Source organism: Yoonia sp. R78084 (assembly GCF_044595625.1).
In the GTDB taxonomy this organism is placed as follows: Bacteria; Pseudomonadota; Alphaproteobacteria; order Rhodobacterales; family Rhodobacteraceae; genus Yoonia.
Window position 1 is genome coordinate 1,064,506 of the sequence record NZ_CP138993.1, and the last position, 18,107, is coordinate 1,082,612.

The 18,107-nt window shown below is 59.4% G+C and carries 15 protein-coding genes; 11 read left to right on the plus strand and 4 right to left on the minus strand.

What is annotated here, in order from left to right; all coding sequences use genetic code 11:
* Positions 1-116: 116 nt before the first annotated feature.
* The 4 genes from SJY29_RS05495 to SJY29_RS05510 are packed head-to-tail and all read left to right on the plus strand — an operon-like array spanning position 117 to position 4,381.
* Positions 117-446, plus strand: coding sequence for a sarcosine oxidase subunit delta (locus SJY29_RS05495; RefSeq protein WP_400087737.1), 330 nt, complete (start codon positions 117-119; stop codon positions 444-446).
* A complete protein-coding gene (locus tag SJY29_RS05500) occupies positions 443-3,454 on the plus strand; it encodes a sarcosine oxidase subunit alpha family protein (protein ID WP_400087739.1) in 3,012 nt (1,003 codons plus the stop codon). The genes SJY29_RS05495 and SJY29_RS05500 overlap by 4 nt, the downstream gene beginning before the upstream one ends.
* Positions 3,447-4,016: a sarcosine oxidase subunit gamma gene (locus SJY29_RS05505; RefSeq protein ID WP_400087741.1), complete on the plus strand. Its 570-nt coding sequence runs from the start codon at positions 3,447-3,449 to the stop codon at positions 4,014-4,016. Before SJY29_RS05500 ends, SJY29_RS05505 begins: the two co-directional genes overlap by 8 nt.
* Positions 4,013-4,381 (plus strand): cupin, encoded by a 369-nt coding sequence (locus SJY29_RS05510; protein WP_400087743.1) that lies wholly within the window; start codon positions 4,013-4,015, stop codon positions 4,379-4,381. Before SJY29_RS05505 ends, SJY29_RS05510 begins: the two co-directional genes overlap by 4 nt.
* Positions 4,382-4,573: 192 nt before the next feature.
* On the opposite strand, the gene SJY29_RS05515 is transcribed toward SJY29_RS05510, so the two are convergent.
* Entirely contained in the window at positions 4,574-4,765 is a 192-nt protein-coding gene (locus tag SJY29_RS05515; protein ID WP_400087745.1) for a hypothetical protein, read from the minus strand.
* A 225-nt stretch (positions 4,766-4,990) separates the two neighbouring features.
* Between SJY29_RS05515 and SJY29_RS05520 the strand changes: the two genes are divergently transcribed.
* From SJY29_RS05520 to SJY29_RS05530, 3 genes are all read left to right on the plus strand, one after another.
* A complete protein-coding gene (locus tag SJY29_RS05520; RefSeq protein ID WP_400087747.1) occupies positions 4,991-5,356 on the plus strand; it encodes a VOC family protein in 366 nt (121 codons plus the stop codon).
* A 117-nt stretch (positions 5,357-5,473) separates the two neighbouring features.
* Positions 5,474-6,073, plus strand: coding sequence for a superoxide dismutase (locus SJY29_RS05525; protein WP_400087749.1), 600 nt, complete (start codon positions 5,474-5,476; stop codon positions 6,071-6,073).
* A 72-nt stretch (positions 6,074-6,145) separates the two neighbouring features.
* Entirely contained in the window at positions 6,146-7,117 is a 972-nt protein-coding gene (locus SJY29_RS05530; protein ID WP_400087750.1) for a threonine/serine dehydratase, read from the plus strand.
* On the opposite strand, the gene SJY29_RS05535 is transcribed toward SJY29_RS05530, so the two are convergent.
* Positions 7,112-7,666, minus strand: coding sequence for a TIGR00730 family Rossman fold protein (locus SJY29_RS05535; RefSeq protein WP_400087752.1), 555 nt, complete (start codon positions 7,664-7,666; stop codon positions 7,112-7,114). The two genes, SJY29_RS05530 and SJY29_RS05535, sit on opposite strands and share 6 nt — an antisense overlap.
* Positions 7,667-7,788: 122 nt before the next feature.
* On the opposite strand from SJY29_RS05535, the gene SJY29_RS05540 reads away from it, so the two are divergent.
* Complete coding sequence (locus SJY29_RS05540; RefSeq protein ID WP_400087753.1) at positions 7,789-8,988, plus strand: LysM peptidoglycan-binding domain-containing protein; 1,200 nt, start codon at positions 7,789-7,791, stop codon at positions 8,986-8,988.
* 66 nt (positions 8,989-9,054) lie between these two features.
* Entirely contained in the window at positions 9,055-10,881 is a 1,827-nt protein-coding gene (locus tag SJY29_RS05545; protein WP_400087755.1) for an ABCB family ABC transporter ATP-binding protein/permease, read from the plus strand.
* A gap of 48 nt (positions 10,882-10,929) precedes the next feature.
* Here the strand turns inward: SJY29_RS05545 and SJY29_RS05550 are convergent, their stop codons facing one another.
* Positions 10,930-14,622: an efflux RND transporter permease subunit gene (locus tag SJY29_RS05550; protein ID WP_400087757.1), complete on the minus strand. Its 3,693-nt coding sequence runs from the start codon at positions 14,620-14,622 to the stop codon at positions 10,930-10,932.
* On the minus strand, positions 14,619-15,857 hold the full coding sequence (locus SJY29_RS05555; protein ID WP_400087759.1) for an efflux RND transporter periplasmic adaptor subunit: 1,239 nt from the start codon (positions 15,855-15,857) through the stop codon (positions 14,619-14,621). The genes SJY29_RS05550 and SJY29_RS05555 overlap by 4 nt, the downstream gene beginning before the upstream one ends.
* Before the next feature lie 265 nt (positions 15,858-16,122).
* Between SJY29_RS05555 and SJY29_RS05560 the strand changes: the two genes are divergently transcribed.
* A complete protein-coding gene (locus SJY29_RS05560) occupies positions 16,123-16,779 on the plus strand; it encodes a tetratricopeptide repeat protein (RefSeq protein WP_400087761.1) in 657 nt (218 codons plus the stop codon).
* Positions 16,780-16,800: 21 nt separating this feature from the next.
* Entirely contained in the window at positions 16,801-18,099 is a 1,299-nt protein-coding gene (locus SJY29_RS05565; RefSeq protein WP_400087763.1) for a PQQ-binding-like beta-propeller repeat protein, read from the plus strand.
* Positions 18,100-18,107 lie beyond the last annotated feature (8 nt).

Genomic DNA, 18,107 nt, shown 5'->3' on the forward strand with positions numbered 1-18,107 from the left:
CGTGGCTGTGCGATATCGGCGGAATTAGTGCCTCTTCGCGCATATGCGTGGGGGATTTTCGCTCATATCCCTTTCGTTCTGAACGCATCGCGTTTCCCAAATACCGAGGCTCAACCATGCTGACCCTGCATTGCCCCTATTGCGGCGTCGATGCCGATGAGACTGATCTGCACGCGGGTGGCGAAGCCCATCTCAAACGCGAAGGACCCGGCGCATCGGATGTGGATTTCGAGGATTACCTCTTTATGCGCGAGAACCCCAAAGGCGTGTATTTCGAACGCTGGCGCCATGCCTATGGCTGCGGCAAATGGTTTCTGGCCGCGCGCTGCACCAATACATTGCAGGTCTTTGGCACCTATCCGGCCCAGACGCCTGAGCCACCACAAGAGATTAAAGACAAGATTTCAGCCGCACGTCCCGGCTGGTCTTGGGGGAATTTGACATGAGCACCCGTCTGGCCGGTCAGGGCCGTTTGATCAACAAAAACAAGGCTGTGTCATTCACGTTTAATGGCAAGCACTTGCGCGGGTTCGCAGGCGACACGCTGGCCTCGGCGCTGCTGGCCAATGACCAGATGCTGGTGGGCCGGTCGTTCAAATACCACCGCCCGCGCGGCGTTGTGGCGTCGGGCGCGGAAGAGCCCAATGGGTTGGTGAACCTTGGCAAAGGTGCGCAGTTCGAACCCAATGCGCGGGTGACGACAACCGAACTCTTCGAGGGGCTGACGGCGCAGTCGCAAAACCACTGGCCGAGCCTCGAATTCGATGTGGGTGCGATCAACACGCATCTGTCGCGGTTCCTGCCTGCGGGTTTCTATTACAAGATGTTCATGTATCCGCGGTCGTTCTGGAAGCATGTTTATGAGCCGATTATCCGCAAATCGGCGGGTCTGGGCCGCGCACCCAAAGACCGCGATCAGGATACCTACGAGCATTTCAACTGTCATGTGGACGTGCTGGTCGTGGGTGGCGGGATTGCCGGTCTTGCGGCCGCACATGCCGCAGGTGCGCGCGGTGCGCGGGTGTTGCTGGTCGAGCAGAGCGCCGATTGGGGCGGGCGTGCGGTGGTTGATACGCCCGTGATTGACGGGCTGCCTGCCGCCGAATGGGTGGCACAGACGGTGGCCGCATTGGCAGAGATGCCGAACGTCGACTTGCGTCTGCGTTGCATGGGGGCAGGGGTCTATGACCACGGCTATACGCTGGCCTATGAACGCCTGACCGATCACGCGCCCGATACTGAGGGTCCGCGCCATCGTCTGTGGCGGATTCGTGCCAAGCAGATTGTGACCGCGACCGGTGCGATCGAGCGGCCTTTGTCTTTTGCTGCCAATGACTTGCCCGGTGTGATGCTGGCCTCTGCTGTCCGCGACTATGCGGTGAATTTCGGCGTCTCCATTGGCGACCGGACCGTCGTTGTGACCAATAACGACGATGCGTACCGCACGGCGATTGTGCTGAAAGAGGCGGGCCTTGATGTGCCCGTGATCGTTGATGCGCGCGCGGAAGCCGAGGGTGAGCTGATCGACCGCGCCCGCGCGCTGGGGATCCGCATCGAGATGGGCAAAGGGATTGCCAAGGTCAAGGGCGGCAAGCGCGTCACTGGCGTCGCACTTTGTGCGCAGGCCGGTGAAGGCGGGGTCCTTGAGGAAATCGACTGCGATTGCGTGGCGATGTCGGGCGGGTGGTCACCGGTGGTGCACCTGTGGTCGCACTGCGGTGGCAAGCTGAACTGGGATGCGGAACAGGTGATGTTCCGCCCCGATCCCGACCGCGCGCCAACTGGCGCAGATGGCCAGCCATTCGTTATGACCGCAGGAATTGCAAACGGGCATCTGTTTACGGCCGAGGTTGTCTGTGATGGCTGGGCAGCAGGGCGTGCAGCGGCGAAAGCCACAGGCCACACCAAACGCGGCCCGCAGGCACCTATGGGCGAGGATGCGGCGGAAGGCGCTATTTCGCCCGTCTGGTTGATGCCGCAGGGCGCAAGCCATGCGCTGCGGTCCAAGGCGTGGCTGGATTTCCAGAACGATGTGAAGGTCAGTGATGTGCAATTGGCCGCGCAAGAGGGCTTTGAGAGCGTCGAGCACACGAAACGCTATACCACGCTGGGAATGGCGACAGATCAGGGCAAGTTGAGCAATATCAACGGTCTGGCGATCCTTTCGCAATCGCTTAATGCAGATATTCCCGATGTGGGCACGACTACCTTCCGCCCGCCCTATACACCGATCTCGATGGCGTCGATTGCCGGTGCCGCACGCGACGAGTTGTTCCAGCCGCTGCGCATGACGCCGATCTCGGCGTGGTCCAACGCTCATGGGGCCGATAACGAACCGGTCGGCCAATGGCGCAGGCCTTTTGCCTACGTGCGGTCCGGTGAGAGCGTCCATGACGCGGTGAACCGCGAGGTGATGAACACCCGCGAGAACCTTGGCCTGCTTGATGCATCGACCCTAGGCAAGCTGATCGTCAAAGGGCCGGACGCGGGCAAGTTCCTCGACATGATGTACACCAACATGATGTCGACACTGCCGGTGGGCAAATGCCGTTACGGCCTCATGTGCTCCGAAAACGGGTTCCTGATGGATGACGGTGTCGTCGTCCGCATGGCCGAGGATACGTGGCTGTGTCACACCACGACCGGCGGAGCCGAACACATCCACGCCCATATGGAAGACTGGCTGCAATGCGAATGGTGGGACTGGAAAGTCTATGTCGCCAATGTCACCGAACAATATGCCCAGATCGCGGTTGTGGGGCCTAATGCACGTAAACTGCTGCGCAAACTGGGCGGTATGGATGTCAGCGCCGAGGCGCTGCCGTTCATGACCTATGCGGCAGGCAAGATCGGCGATTTTGACGCGCGCGTCTTCCGCATCTCTTTCTCGGGTGAGTTGTCTTACGAGATTGCCGTTCCTGCCGGACAGGGTGCGGCCTTCTGGGAGGCGCTGATGGAAGCAGGCGAGGAATTCGGAATCATGCCGTATGGCACCGAAACCCTGCACATCCTGCGCGCCGAGAAGGGCTTTATCATGATCGGGGATGAAACCGACGGTACGGTAATTCCGCAGGATCTCAATCTGCAATGGGCGCTGTCGAAGAAGAAAGAAGACTACCTTGGCAAACGCGCGCATGAGCGCAGCCATATGGCCGATCCGAACCGCTGGAAACTGGTCGGGCTTGAGACCGAGGATGGATCGGTTCTGCCGGACGGGGCCTATGCGATTGCCGAGGGGACGAATGCCAACGGGCAGCGCAATACCCAGGGCCGCGTGACCTCGACCTATTATTCCGCCAATCTTGAGCGCGGCATCGCGATGGGGCTGGTGCATCGCGGGCCCGAGCGGATCGGCGAGGTCATTGAATTCAACAAAGTCGATGGCACCACCGTGCGGGCAAGGATCGTCGATCCTGTCGTCTATGATAAAGAAGGGGAGAAGCAGAATGTCTAGTGCTGTCAGCGCATTGCAAGGCAAGGTTGCCCCCGGTGAAGTGACGATCCGCGAGGCGGGATTGCAGGGCATGATTATCCTGCGCGGTGATCTGGCGGATAAGAAACTGCGCGCCGTTTGCACAGGGATCTCTGGCGTCGGTTTTCCGGCGCAGGGTCAAGCAAACAGCGAGGGCAAGAAGGGCCTCTGCTGGATGTCTCCCGACGAGATATTGGTCCTTGTGCCCTATGATGAGGTGGCCGAAGCCATCGCCGCAATCGACAAGGCGTTGACGGGCACGCATTATCTGGCTGAAAATGTGTCAGACGCGCGGGCGGTATTGATTGTCGAAGGTGCGTTCTGCCGCGAGGTGATCGCGAAACTGGCGCCTGTTGATCTGCATCCTGACACCTTCAAACCGGGCGATTTCCGCCGCACGCGTCTGGGGCAGGTGGCTGCGGCCTTCTGGATGCGCGATGAGGATACATTTCAGGTGATCTGTTTCCGCTCCGTCGCGGAATATGCGTTCAATCTGCTGGCGGCCTCTGCCGAGGCAGGGCAAGTCGGGTATTTTCCATCATGATGACCTTTCACAAGCTCTATGTCGATAAGAGCGGCGAGAGTCATTGGGAGGATGTGACGGTCACCCTTGAAGAGCGGGTTTTTGCACCGCCAGCCAAAGCCATCGCGGTGTCACAGCCCGAGGCAGCCAAAAGAACCATGTTTTTAAGACTAAAGGCAGGATGGGATGAACCCATTCACCCGACACCTGTCGCGCAAAAGCTGATCTGTCTCGCGGGGATGGTCCGTGTGACCGCCAGTGACGGAGAGGCCCGCGATATCGGCCCCGGCGATGTCTGGCACATGCAGGACAAGCACGGAAAGGGCCATCATACGGTGGTCACCAGCGACGTAGATTTCGAAGCGGTCATTATTCAGTTCGAATAGGTGGTTTGGGAGGCGGTGCATCTGTTGCGCCGCCGAAACGCCTGCCTGTTTGCCACAAAAATTTAGCGCAGCCGTACCAAAACAGCTGCGCTAGAAAATGACTGTGACGCGCTTTGTGCCAATGCGCTACGGCGTTTTCACGACGCACGCGATGGTGTCTGTGCGCCTAAGCCCGTCAGACACAGAGGATATTTAATCGTCATCCTCTTGATCGTTGCCACGCGAGACCGGTGTGTTCGGCTCAGGTGGAAGAACCTCAATGCAGTCGCCAGTGGCTACAGAGCCGTCAAGGCAGACAGTATCAGATTGGGCCTGCGCGGTGGTTGCGATGCCGAATGCGCTGATCGTGAAAAGGCTTGCGATAAAGGTCTTTGAAATACTCATAACACGTTCCTTGGTTTGGAGAGCTTCTGCCAAGAGGATGACGTTAAATGCTGACAGGAAAATGGCGCCAAAAGAACCAATTCAAGGTTTTTTGTTCGAATTGTGTCGGCGGTTTGTTTGGCGCAATTCAAGGGCTTTATGGGCGACGTGTCCGTGATTGTCTTTTATTGCTTTTTTGTCGGTTTTACGAAACGATCGGACTGCGTAATCAGGAGGTTGGCTGATATGGTCCAGGTCTTGGGAATTGGTGGCGTGTTCTTCCGCGCCAAGGATCCTGCCGCTTTGGCGCAGTGGTATCATACCCATCTGGGTATTAATCCGGTTCCAACCGGGCCGGACGACATGCCTTGGATGACGCAAGAAGGTGTAACCATCCTGTCGCCCTTCGATACGGATACAGACTATTTCCCCAAAGACCGTGCCTTCATGCTGAACTTTCGCGTGGCCGATCTGGAGGCCGCAGTTACAGAGTTGGCTGCGGCAGGGATTGCAGCAAGTCACCAGACACGGATGGATGGCATCGGACATTTTGCGCGCATTCACGATCCAGAAGGCAACCCGATTGAGCTTTGGCAACCTGCGGGACCCTGAATGTCATAGGTGGATTTCGGCAATCAGACGACCGTGTCCCGCCGCGTACCCTTGACCTTCGCTGTCCATGTGACATGTACGGGGTATCCCTGTCCTTAACTCAGAAAGATATGAGAAATGGCTTTTTCCCTTCCCGACCTTCCTTACGCACATGACGCGCTTGCCAGCAAAGGCATGTCCGCCGAGACGCTCGAATTCCACCATGATCTGCACCACAATGCCTATGTGACTAACGGCAATGCCGCGATCGCGGGCACCGAGTGGGAGGGTAAATCCCTCGAAGAGATCATCGTCGGCACTTACGACAAATCTGCGGTTGCGCAGAACGGGATTTTCAACAACATCAGCCAGCTTTGGAACCACAACCAGTTCTGGGAAATGATGGGCCCGAATGACAGCGCAATGCCAGGCGAGCTTGAAAAAGCACTGGTCGAGAGCTTTGGTTCGGTTGACGAATTCAAGTCGCAGTTCAGCGCGGCAGGTGCGGGCCAGTTCGGTTCGGGCTGGTGCTGGCTTGTCAAGAACGCGGACGGATCTTTGGCCGTGACCAAGACCGAAAACGGTGTGAACCCGCTGTGCTTTGGCCAGACCGCCCTGTTGGGTTGTGATGTGTGGGAACACTCCTACTACATCGATTACCGCAACAAGCGTCCGGCCTATCTGACCAACTTCCTGGATAATCTGGTCAACTGGGAAAACGTGGCCTCGCGCATGTAATCCTGCCTGATCTGGACAATCTGGAAGGCCCGTGTGACATCGCTCATACGGGCCTTTTGCTTGGAGGAAGTGATGATCGGACCAAGGTTAAACGAAATCGTTGCCGCGAAAGCCCAAGTGCAAGCGGACCTGATTGAAACACCGATCCTGCCGCTGACCTCTGCCCGTTGGCACGGGCTGTTGCCAGAGGGCGCGGACGTTACGGTCAAGCTGGAACTGTTTCAACAAGCCGGATCATTCAAAGCGCGCGGTGCCTTGCTGGGGATGCGCAATCTGGACGCGGCGCAGCGTGCGGCAGGTGTCGTCGCTGCCAGCGGTGGCAATCACGCACTGGCGGTGTCTTGGGCGGCCAAGGCCGCGGGCGTTGACGCCCTGATCGCGATGCCACAGGCCACTGATCCCGTCCGCATTGCAGGTTGTCAGGCGCTGGGTGCGACCGTCACTTTGCACGATGATATGGCTGCGGCCTTTGCCGCGATGAACGTGGCAGCCGATGCGGGCCGCACGCTGATGCATCCGTTCGAGGGAGCGCACATGGTGCTGGGCGCGGCCACCTGTGGCTATGAATACGCCACTCAGGCACCGCAAATTGACACATACGTCATTCCGGTCGGGGGTGGGGGCATGATCAGCGGGATGGCCTGTGCGATCAAGCAGATGAACCCCGACGCGACAGTGATCGGTGTCGAACCCTTCGGCGCGGATAGCATGTCGCAAAGCTTTGAAGCAGGCTACCCGGTGCAACTCGACAGAGTTGCCACCATCGCAGACAGTCTTGGCGCACCGCTCGCGCTGCCGCTGACCTATGGTGTAAGCCGCGCCTATGTCGACCGGATCGTCAAGATCGAAGACCACGATATGCTGGCGGCGATGGACATCTATCAAAACATCCTGCGCTTCACGGCCGAACCGGCATGTGCGGCCTCACTGGCGGCCACCATGGGGCCGCTGAGGGCGGAACTGGCAGGGCGTCGGATCGGGATTATCGCCTGTGGGTCGAATATTTCGTTGGAGCGATATGGCGCATTGATGCAGGCGCTATAGCAGCGCTTTCAGTTTTGCTTCCAGATCGGCAACATCCTCGGCGACGTGTACGAATGACAGGATGTCGTCACCCGCGAAACCTTCGTCGACGACATGCACCAGCAGATCGCGCAAAGGGTCCCAAAAGCCCTCGGTATTGAGCAATATCAGCGGTTTGATGTGAAGTTTGAGCTGCCGCCAGGTGAGGGCCTCAAAGAATTCATCCAGTGATCCCGCGCCGCCGGGAAGCACGACAATGGCATCGGCGTTCATAAACATCACCTTCTTACGCTCGTGCATTGTTTCGGTCACCACAAACGTATCAAGGTCGCGCTTGCCCACTTCCCAATCCATCAAATGGGTGGGGATCACGCCAAAGGTTTTGCCGCCAGCCGCCTGAACCGCATTGGCCACACGGCCCATCAGCCCCACATCACCTGCGCCATAAACCAGACGCCAGCCATTGGCGGCCAGCATCTCGCCTGTGGCTTTGGCAGCTTCGGCATAGGCAGGTGCAGCGCCGTCCCGAGAGCCACAGTAGACGCAAACTGACTTTGGATGTGCAGACATTGTGGTTCCTTCGCGCTAGCTTCACTTTGACCGGTCATAGCGGCGTTGTTAAGGTGTCTCAACCTTGACTGCGGGTTTGCCTGCAAAGGGCATTGTAAAAGGGGCGAAACTTGGAAGAAGACGTGAAATCAGGCGCAAAGCCTGTGGTACTGGGCAGCATCGCTGCTGTGGCCATTGGTGTGTTGATTTTTGTAATGATGCCGCAACCGGACGCAGATGAACCGCCCGCAGATGTGGTTGCCGAGACACCTGTTCTTGCCGCGCCTGAACCCGCCGCCGCGCCTGAACCTGCCCCGGACATCGTGGCCGAAGCCCCCGCACCCGCGCAAGCGCAGCAGGTGCCTGAATTCGATACGTTCCGCGTAGAGCCTGACGGCAGCATGGTGATCGCGGGACGCGCCGAGCCGGGGCAAACCGTTGATGTTATTCTGGCAGGAGAAGCGATTGACCGCGTCATTGCCGACTCAGCCGGCAATTTTGTCTCACTGCCCGTCGCAGGCCCCGCCGCACAACCACGCAGGCTGTCATTGCTGGCAGATCCGGAGGGCGAGGCGGTTGCTTCGACCACAAGTTACATGGTGGCGCCCATTGCGGCCCCCGTCGTAATCGCTGCGGCGGAAGACCCCGCACCGGCGGTCACCGATGCAGTCCCGCAAGCACCGGCTGATCCGGTGCAGGAGGCGACGGCGGACGCGGCGCCTATTGCGGCACCACAAGCGCCAAGCGTGCCGGATGCGGACCTTGCACCTGCTGCACCCGTGGCCCCCACGGTGCTGCAAGCGGATGCGGATGGTGTGCGCGTTGTCCAGGCGAGCCCCACGCTCGCCACACCCGAGGCCCAGCCAAACGTGGCACTTGATGCGATCACCTATGATCCGGAGGGCGAAGTCCAGCTTTCCGGCCGCGCCACAGGTGACGGGGCCGTGCAGGTCTATATCGACAACGAACCGGTCACAGCCGCGCCTGTCACCGAGGGCGGCGACTGGCGGATTGATCTGCCCGATATCGCAACAGGTGTTTACACGCTGCGGATTGACGAAGTGGATGCAGAGGGTGGTGTCGTTTCACGCCTCGAAACCCCGTTCCGGCGCGAAGAGGCCGCTGACGTGGCGGCGGTGCTGGCCGAAGAAACAGCCGTCGAGGGCTTTGAAGTAGCGGTGCGTACCGTGCAACCCGGTGCGACGCTCTGGGCCATTGCCGAAGAGAACCTTGGTGCGGGTATTTTCTATGTCGAGGTCTTTGAAGCAAATCGCGATCTGATCCGCGACCCTGACCTGATCTACCCCGGTCAAATCTTTCGTATCCCCGAGATCACGCAATAGCGCGCGGGCCTCTGGTCATCTTTGGATCACAGGCTTAGGAATGACGCCTCAAGCCGTGGAGTCCCAATGCGTGGTCTAGAAAAAACCGATGCCAATCTAAGCGATGCCCAAATCCAGGGGTGGAACGTCATTCGCCGCGTTGTGCCCTATCTGTGGCCGGAGGGGCAGACATGGGTCAAGCGCCGCGTTGTGATTGCGCTGGCCGTGCTCTTGCTCTCCAAGGTGATCGCGGTCGGCACACCTGTTCTTTATAAACAGGCCGTTGATGCCTTAGCGCCCGAGGGGGCGACAGCGGCCACAGTGCTGGGCTTGGGGGCCGTCGGCCTGACGCTGGCTTATGGTTTGGCGCGGCTGATGTCGGTGGGCTTTCAGCAATTGCGCGATGTGGTCTTTACGCGCGTCGGGCAACGGGCTTTGCGGCAGCTTGCGCTTGAAACCTTTACCCACATCCACCGCCTTTCGATGCGCTACCACATCACCCGCAAGACGGGTGGTCTGTCGCGCGTGATCGAACGTGGCGTGAAAGGCGTGGATTTCCTTCTGCGCTTCTTGCTGTTCTCGATGGGGCCGCTGGTTCTTGAACTGCTGATGATCTCTGTGGTCCTCTTTTTCCTCTTTGATGTCTGGTATTTGGCTGTCGTTGTTCTGACCATCGCGCTTTACGTCTGGTTCACGTTCAAGGTGACGGAATGGCGCGTGAAAATCCGCAAGGAAATGAACGATCAGGACACCGATGCGAACCAGAAGGCGATCGACAGTCTGTTGAATTTCGAAACGGTCAAGTACTTCGGCGCCGAGCGCTGGGAGGCTGACCGCTATGACCTCGCGATGGCGAATTATGAAAACGCTGCAATCCGCACGAATTACTCGCTCGCTTTTCTGAATTTTGGCCAGTCGTTACTGATTACCGGCGGTCTGGTCGCGGTGATGGTCATGGCTGCTTTGGGTGTGCAACGGGGCGATCTGACCGTGGGCGATTTCGTGATGGTCAATGCCTATATGATCCAGATCACGATGCCGCTGAACTTTCTTGGCACGGTTTACCGTGAAATCCGGCAGGCCCTGATTGATATGGGTGATATGTTTGACCTGCTCGAACAACCCGCCGAGGTGACGGATAAACCGGACGCGAAACCGCTTGAGGTGAAAGGCGGGCGTGTCGTCTTGCAGGACGTCAGCTTTGGCTATGATGCCGCGCGGCCGATCCTGAAAGGCGTCAGCCTTGAGGTGGCTCCCGGTCAGACCGTGGCGATTGTGGGCTCCTCCGGGTCGGGCAAATCGACCATCGGGCGTTTGTTGTTCCGGTTTTACGATGTCATCGGTGGCGCGCTTTTGATTGACGGGCAGGATGTGCGGGATGTGACGCAGGAGAGCCTGCACGCTCAGATCGGCGTTGTTCCGCAGGATACCGTGCTGTTCAACGACACGGTGCATTACAACATTGCCTACGGACGGCCCACGGCCAGCGAAGATGAGATTATCGCGGCGGCCAAAGCCGCCAAAATCCATGAGTTTATCGTCAGCCTGCCAGACGGCTATCAAACGACAGTGGGTGAGCGGGGGCTGAAGCTCTCGGGTGGTGAAAAGCAGCGGGTGGGGATCGCGCGCACCTTGCTAAAGAACCCGCCGATCCTGTTGCTGGACGAGGCGACAAGCGCACTTGATACCGAAACCGAACGGGAAATTCAGGCCGAGCTGAAGGCGATGGGCGAGGGACGCACGGTGATTACGATTGCGCACCGCCTGTCCACGATTGCCGATGCCGATCTGATCGTGGTGCTGGAAAACGGTGTCATTGTCGAAGAAGGCCGCCATGACGCCCTTCTGGCCGCCGAAGGGCGCTATGCGCATCTGTGGAACAGACAGTCCGAGGAAGAAGAGGCGACGGTCTAGTTCGCGCCGACCGGATCAAAGGGCCCGCCGTTCGCGCGGGCCTTTTCTTTATTCTGCGGCTTGTACCGGTTGTTTGGGCGCGATGGGTGTCAGCACTGCCGCACTTGGATCATCCCAGATAATCTCGGGCGCTTTCATGCGGCGGGCCTGTCGTGACAGCGCCCAGTCGCGGGCGGCGCGGCTGCTGCGACCCATGGAGAGTTTCGCCAAGAGTTGCGCGAACCACTGCACATAGGTCACAAACCAGACCCGCAGGGCCAGCATGGAGGGGGTGAAGACCAGCGTCAGCATTGTTGCGATACCAAGGCCAAAAACCACGGCTGTGGCCAATTGCTTCCACCAAAGCGCTGTCGGGCTGTCGATGGAATAGCCGCCGTTCATGAAATCAAGGCTGAGGCCAAACATCATCGGCGCAAGCCCCGCCATCGTGGTGATGGTCGTCAAAAGCACAGGGCGTATGCGGTCTTCGGCAGTGCGAGTGATCGCCTCGGTTTTGGGCATATAGCGGCTGTATTCCTGATAGGTGTCGATCAGGATGATGTTGTTATTCACTACGATCCCCGCCAGTGCGACAATGCCTGTGCCTGTCATGATGATCGAGAACGGTTGATCCATCACCAGCATCCCGACCAGAGACCCCGCAGTGGACATCACCACCGCCATCAGTACGAGAACAGAGTTATAAATGCTGTTGAACTGCGCCAGCAGGATAATGAACATCAGACCCAGCGCACCTGCAAAGGCGGTTTGCAGGAAGGCACCGGATTCGGCCTGTTCTTCCTGATCGCCGGTCCATTCCCATTCAATGGATGCGGGCAGGGGGTTGGTGCCGAGCCAGTCCGTCAGCGCGGCAATGCGTTCGTTGGCATTGAGCGGTGTCTCCGAGATGTCGCCTGCGTCCACAAGGGCCGTCAGACGCGCAGACGTCATATCACCCAGCAGCGTCTGCACTGCATAGCGATCCATGCCGGATGCCTCGTCGCTCACGATCCGGACAACAGCGATATTCTCGCCGTCCATCGTCAGTGTCGTCAGCCCTGTGGCCACGCCTGCCTTGACGTCGAAATAGCGCTTCTGGTCAATACGGTCGATCTGCGCGAGACTCGCGACAGGGGTGCGGGTGATGAAGTTCGACAGCGGGATCAGGCCCTGATTGGTCCGGACTTTCAGACTATCAAGGGTAGAGAGCACGCGGTCCTGCTCGGGCAGGCGGACGCGGATTTCGATTTCCTCGTCAGAGCTGTCGACGCGCATCGTATCAAGTAGAATACCCCGCGTGACCATCTGCACCATGGCACCCACAGTCGCTACATCCGCGCCAAAGCGCCCTGCTTTTTCAACATCAACGTCGATCTGCCAGTCGATACCGGGCAGGGGCAGGGAATCCTCGATCGTAATCAAACCCGGTGTTTGTTCAAACTGTGCGCGCGCCGTGTTGGTGGCGGCAATCAGGTCGTCCCAATTGTCGCTTTTCAGTCGCAGATGCACCGGCTTGCCCGAGGCAGGGCCGCGGGATTGGGCCAGGATCTCGGTTTCGATCCCGGGGATTGTGTTGAGTTGTTCTTGCAGTTCCGCCAGCACCACATCACCGTCCAGTTCGGCGATGCCTGCGCGGTCTTCCCATGGAATTGTCTCAAGCTGGACCTGTCCGATGGTGTCGCTGGGGGTGCTGGCGCCGCTTGCGTCTGTGTTCAGACCACCATCACCGGCAAAGGCGAAAGCGGTGATCACGCCAGGGTGCGCGAGCACGATATCTTCGGCCTGCCGCACCAGCGCGTCTTTTTCCTCAAGCGACAGGTTTCCACGGGCGCGTACATAGACGATGGCCTGTTCGGGCTCGGATTCGACAAAGAATTCCACCCCATTGTTGTTGGCCCCGTAGTAGCCGAAGATCGAGATCACGGTGAAGACAACGGCCGCCACAGTGACCAGCGGCATGATCGGGTTACCTGCAACGAAATGCATGAAGTGCCCAAAGGGCGAGCGGCGGTAACCGGCTTTGATTGTTTTGGCTTCACGTTCAATCTTGGCGGCCCCGATGGTGATCGACAATGCGAAAGCCCCCAGAAGGAAGACAATCATGCCGGGAAGGGAATCGCCCAACCCGCTTGTCTGCACCGCCTCACCGGTCAGATAGCCGGGGTTCAGCGTCAGCATCGCACCCGTGAACACGATCATGATGGCAGGCAGGACCAGTGCCGCGCGCACCGCCCACGGCAGGCGGGCGCGGAGCGTGTCGGATGCATTGCCGAACATCCGGCTCATCCGGCCTGTCACGCCACCCATTACAGGCAGATAGACGAGCGCGACAACCAGCGATGCCGAGAGCACGAAGATCAGGGTGACAGGCAGCATCCCCATGAACTGCCCCGGCACACCGGGCCAGAACAGCATCGGCAGGAAGGCGCAAAGCGTCGTGGCGGTCGAGGAAATAATCGGCCAGAACATGCGCTTGGCGGCCTCGACATAGGCATGCATCGGGCCCGTGCCCTCTTTGATGCGCTTGTCGGCATATTCAACCACCACAATGGCGCCATCCACCAGCATACCCACGGCAAGGATCAGGCCGAACATGACGATATTGGAAATCGTGATGTCCATCACCGCAAGCAGGGCGAAACACAACAGGAAGGATGTGGGAATAGCAAAGCCCACCAGCAGCGCGGGCCGCGTCCCCAAGGCGGCAAGAACGACGATCATGACCAGCGCGATTGCGGTCAGAACCGAACCTTCCAGCTGGCTGACCATTGAGGCCACATTGCGGGACTGATCGTTCGAGGTGCCGACCTGGATCGCCTCCTGAAGCTCGGGCGACCAGCTTGCGCGTTCGGCTTCGACCGCTTCTTCAACCAATGCGGCGGTATCGATCAGGTTGAACCCTTTGCGTTTGACCACCTGCAAGGCCACCGTGTTCACACCGTTGAACCGTGCAGTGCCAAGCCGGTCTTCGAATGTCAGGCGGATCGTGGCCAGATCGCCCAGCGTGATCACGCGGTCACCGTTGGTTTTGACGGGCAGGTTATAGACGTCCTGTGGTTCGTCAAAAGACGAGGGGATCTTGACCGAGAACGTCCCTTGCGCGGTGTCCACCTCGCCTGCGGCGATCAGCAGGTTGTTATTGGTCACAACGCCGATCAATTCGCCTGCTGTGACGTTATAGGCCTCAAGACGGAGCGGGTCGATCACGACCTCCAGCATTTCATCGCGCTGACCGGCAAGCCCTGCCTCCAAGACCGCATCAATTCCTTCGATGCGGTCCTGCAGGTTTTTGGCCACCCGCAACAGGGTGCGCTCGGGCACTTGGCCGGTGAGGTTCACGATCACAATCGGGAACTCCGAGAAATTGATTTCATTGATGGAATATTGATCCGCACCTGCAGGGAACTGCGCCTCGGCGTTGTTCATGGCCGAACGGATGTCGGCAAGGATTTTGGTTTTGTCCCAGCCGAATTCGAACTCAAGCGCCATGCCCGCATAGCCTTCGGCGGCGGTGGCGCTCATGGATTTCAACCCGTCGAGATCGGATAGTTCGGTCTCCATCGGTTTGACCAACAGGGTTTCGCTGTCTTCGGCAGAAATACCGGGGAAGGGGACCGACACAAAGATCGCAGGGATTTCGATATCGGGTTCACCTTCTTTTGGCAGTCCGACATAGGCCATGCCCCCCGCCAGCAGCGAGAGCGCAATAAAGGCCAGCACCATCCGCGCGCGGGCTGCGGCCCAATCAACGAGACCGGTCATCCTTTGGCATCCGTATATGTGGGTGCCACGCGCACCCCGTCGACAACAAATTCCTGACCCAAAGTGATGATATCAACCGTTTCAGGCAGGTCTGTGACCCAGACACCCTCGGCAGTGTCGCGCAACAGCGTAACGGGCATGAACTTGACGATGTTATCTTCTGCCACTGTGCGTACGCCCAGCACACCGTCATCATCCAGCGTCAGCGAGGACTGCGCGATCAGATGCGCCGTGCGCCCGTCTGAGGCCACAAGGATTTCTGCTGTCTGTCCGTCGCTGATGGCCAGATCGCTATTCTCGACCGTCACTTCGACGCGGAATGTGCGCGTCAACTCATCAGCACTGCGCGACAGGAATGTCACGCGGCCTTGCACCTGTGCGCCGCTAGTCAGCCGCGCGCCCGCCATCGCCCCGACCGTGATCTTGGAAACATCGGTTTCGGGCACAAAGCCCACCAGTTTCACCTGATCAAGCTGGATGATCGCTGCACATGGTGCACCCGGCTGCAAGAGCGCGCCCAATTCGGCGGTGTCGGTTTCAAGCAAACCGGAGAAGGGGGCGGTGATCGTCAGTTTGTCAATTTCGCGTAAAGCAGAAGCAACGGCAGCCTGCGCGGACTGGATGCCCGCTTGCGCCGACGCCACACCGGAATTGGCGCGCTGCACGCCGGCTGCTGCGGCTTCCATCGCGGCCTGCGCGCTGACAAGGCGGGTTTCAGAAGCAAAACCGCCTTCCGACAACTGGCTGGCAGCGTTGAGGTTGATTTCCGCCTCGCGCACCCGCGCGTTGGCTTCCAGCACACCGGCCTGCGCCTCTGGCACACGGCCTTCGGCCTCGGCCAGTCGTGCGCGCGCCTCGGCCAATGACGCTTCGCGTGTGCCCGGGTCCAGCCGGCACAGAACGTCACCCGCATTCACCGATGCGCCGGCGCGCAACGGTTCCGAAATCACAAGGCCCGATGTTTCAGCAGCGACCGTGACCTTGCGTGCGGCCTCGGTGCGGCCGCGTAGGATCACTGCGCTGTCAATGGTTTGCGCCACGGAATGCATAGCAACAACACTGACTGCGGCGGCATCCGGCACCACGCTTTCAGGGGCCGTGGCATCGGTGGTGTCCATGACGGCTGCTTCGGGTGCGGTGGACTGGGCGACGCCGAGAAGCACATCCCGCTCGAAAACGACCATGTAAAGGCCGGCAAGCACCAAAAGTGCCGTGATGATCGGTATCAGTTTCATCTTGTCATCTCTCTTGCGATCGATGCACGCTGTGGCGCAATGATCAGTCTGTTATCGTTACGTCCGGTCGCGGCGGTAGGATCACTTTGCCATACTAAACTGCTCAGTTCAGATTATACTGCCAATACTGTTCCGGCAAGCACCGTTTTGCGCATCAATTGCGGCTTTCACCTGCGCAAATGACGCTGGCCTCTTGTTCATCGCGCAGGCTTCACGATATGTACCCGCAAAGAGATTACAGATTTATGCAAAACTGGGGGCCAAGGTGAGCGACACTGACAGTTTTATCAATGAAGTCACCGAAGAAGTCCGCCGCGAAAAGCTGTTTGGCTATTTGCGCCGCTATGGCTGGATCGGTGTCGCGGCAGTCTTGCTGCTCGTGGGTGGTGCGGCCTGGAACGAGTATCGTAACGCCCAAGAGCGTGCGACCGCACAGGCAACCGGTGATGCGATCATGGCAGCGCTGGAAGAGGCCGACCCTGCTGCGCGCGCAGCCGCGATGGCCCAGATCGAGGCCGAGGGTGCGGCCGTTGCCGTCACTTTGCTTTTGCAGGCCTCCACACAGGAAGAAGCAGGCGACAATGCGGGCGCTTTGGCGACCCTGAACCGTGTTGCCGTTAATCCCGATGTGCCGGAAATGTACCGCGAACTGGCGGCTTTCAAGATGGCGATGTTGCCGGTCGAAGACATTAATACCCGCCGCATCCAGCTTGATGCATTGGCCCAGCCGGGTGAGCCGTTCCGCCTGCTGGCGCTTGAGCAGCTGGCCTATCTGTCCCTGACAGAGGGCGACATTGACGCAGGACTGGGGTTTTTGCGTCAGATTGAGGAAGACGCCGGTGTCACTCGCGGCTTGCGCGAGCGTGTCCAGAGCCTCATGGTGGCACTGGGCGAACCCATGCCCGACCCTGTGAGCCAGTAAAGCGCAGATTGGATCTGACCCGTGACCTTAAGAGTAACCATCACCGCAGCGATCAGCCTCGTTCTTTTGGCGGCATGCGGTGACGATGATGTGATCCTGCCCGGTGACCGTTTCGACATCCGTGGGCAGACCGTTTTGGCCAATGAAAGCCGCCCTGTGGCGCTGCCTGCAGCACAGGTGAATGCCGACTGGACACACCGGAACGGCAGCCCCAGCCATACGATCACGCATCCGGCACTCGGTCCGAGCCTTAGCCCGCTGTTTTCGGTGGATATCGGCGAGGGCGACAGCAGACGTGCGCGGATGACATCGCACCCTGTTGTGGCAAACGGGATCATCTACACGGTTGATGCACGTGCCCTTGTGACAGCGACATCCGTTGATGGTGGCAATATCTGGACCCGTGATCTGACGCCTACGCGCGACAATGCGACGGATGCCTCCGGCGGGGGCATTTCTGTCGGCGGCGGGCGTGTTTACGTCACCACCGGTTTCGGTGAAATCACGGCCCTTGATGCGGCTACCGGTGCTGAAATCTGGGTGCAGGACCTTGATGCACCCGCAAATGCCGCACCCACACTGCAGGGCGATCTGGTTTATGTCGTGGCCCGCGACAGTACCGCATGGGCGCTTGATGTGACCAATGGCCGGATCCGCTGGCAGCGCTCCGGTGCGCCGTCCACCGCGAATTTCGCGGGCGGGGCAGCGCCTGCAGTCAGCGGCGAATATGTTGTGTTTCCGTTTCCGTCGGGTGAGGTGCTGGCCACCTATCCCCGTGGCGGGCTGACACGCTGGTCTTCGGTTGTCACCGGTGACCGGTTGGGCAGTGCCTCGGCCGTTATCAATGATATCTCGGGCGATCCGGTGATTGTGGGCAATCGCGTCTATATCGGCAACTTTGGGGGCCGCACTGCCGCCTTTGATCTGCGCGATGGCGCGCGCCTGTGGACGGCAACCGAAGGGTCGCTGAGCCCTGTCTGGGTTGTCGGTGATGCCGTGTTCCTGATCAACGATGTCAATGAGCTGGTGCGTCTGGATGCAAACTCCGGTAGCCCCGTCTGGCGTGTCCCGCTGCCGGTGCTTGAGGACGGTGCGAACCCGCGACGCGAAAGACGCATCTTCACGCATTACGGGCCTGTTCTGGCCGGTGGTCGGCTGATTGTCACCTCGTCTGACGGGCAGATCCGGCAGTTCGATCCCGCATCTGGCGCATCCTTGGGACAGCTTGCCTTGCCGGGCGGCGCGGCCTCTGGGCCTGTTGTGGCTGGCCGGACGCTCTATGTGCTAAGCAAAGACGGTCAATTGCACGCTTTCCGTTAGGCGCGCGT

Bases quoted from the DNA above. Each gene is read 5' to 3' on its own strand.
- SJY29_RS05495 (WP_400087737.1), top strand. From the start codon at position 117: ATGCTGACCCTGCATTGCCCCTATTGCGGCGTCGATGCCGATGAGACT.
- SJY29_RS05500 (WP_400087739.1), top strand. From the start codon at position 443: ATGAGCACCCGTCTGGCCGGTCAGGGCCGTTTGATCAACAAAAACAAG.
- SJY29_RS05505 (WP_400087741.1), top strand. From the start codon at position 3,447: ATGTCTAGTGCTGTCAGCGCATTGCAAGGCAAGGTTGCCCCCGGTGAA.
- SJY29_RS05510 (WP_400087743.1), top strand. From the start codon at position 4,013: ATGATGACCTTTCACAAGCTCTATGTCGATAAGAGCGGCGAGAGTCAT.
- SJY29_RS05515 (WP_400087745.1), bottom strand. From the start codon at position 4,765: ATGAGTATTTCAAAGACCTTTATCGCAAGCCTTTTCACGATCAGCGCA.
- SJY29_RS05520 (WP_400087747.1), top strand. From the start codon at position 4,991: ATGGTCCAGGTCTTGGGAATTGGTGGCGTGTTCTTCCGCGCCAAGGAT.
- SJY29_RS05525 (WP_400087749.1), top strand. From the start codon at position 5,474: ATGGCTTTTTCCCTTCCCGACCTTCCTTACGCACATGACGCGCTTGCC.
- SJY29_RS05530 (WP_400087750.1), top strand. From the start codon at position 6,146: ATGATCGGACCAAGGTTAAACGAAATCGTTGCCGCGAAAGCCCAAGTG.
- SJY29_RS05535 (WP_400087752.1), bottom strand. From the start codon at position 7,666: ATGTCTGCACATCCAAAGTCAGTTTGCGTCTACTGTGGCTCTCGGGAC.
- SJY29_RS05545 (WP_400087755.1), top strand. From the start codon at position 9,055: ATGCGTGGTCTAGAAAAAACCGATGCCAATCTAAGCGATGCCCAAATC.
- SJY29_RS05550 (WP_400087757.1), bottom strand. From the start codon at position 14,622: ATGACCGGTCTCGTTGATTGGGCCGCAGCCCGCGCGCGGATGGTGCTG.
- SJY29_RS05555 (WP_400087759.1), bottom strand. From the start codon at position 15,857: ATGAAACTGATACCGATCATCACGGCACTTTTGGTGCTTGCCGGCCTT.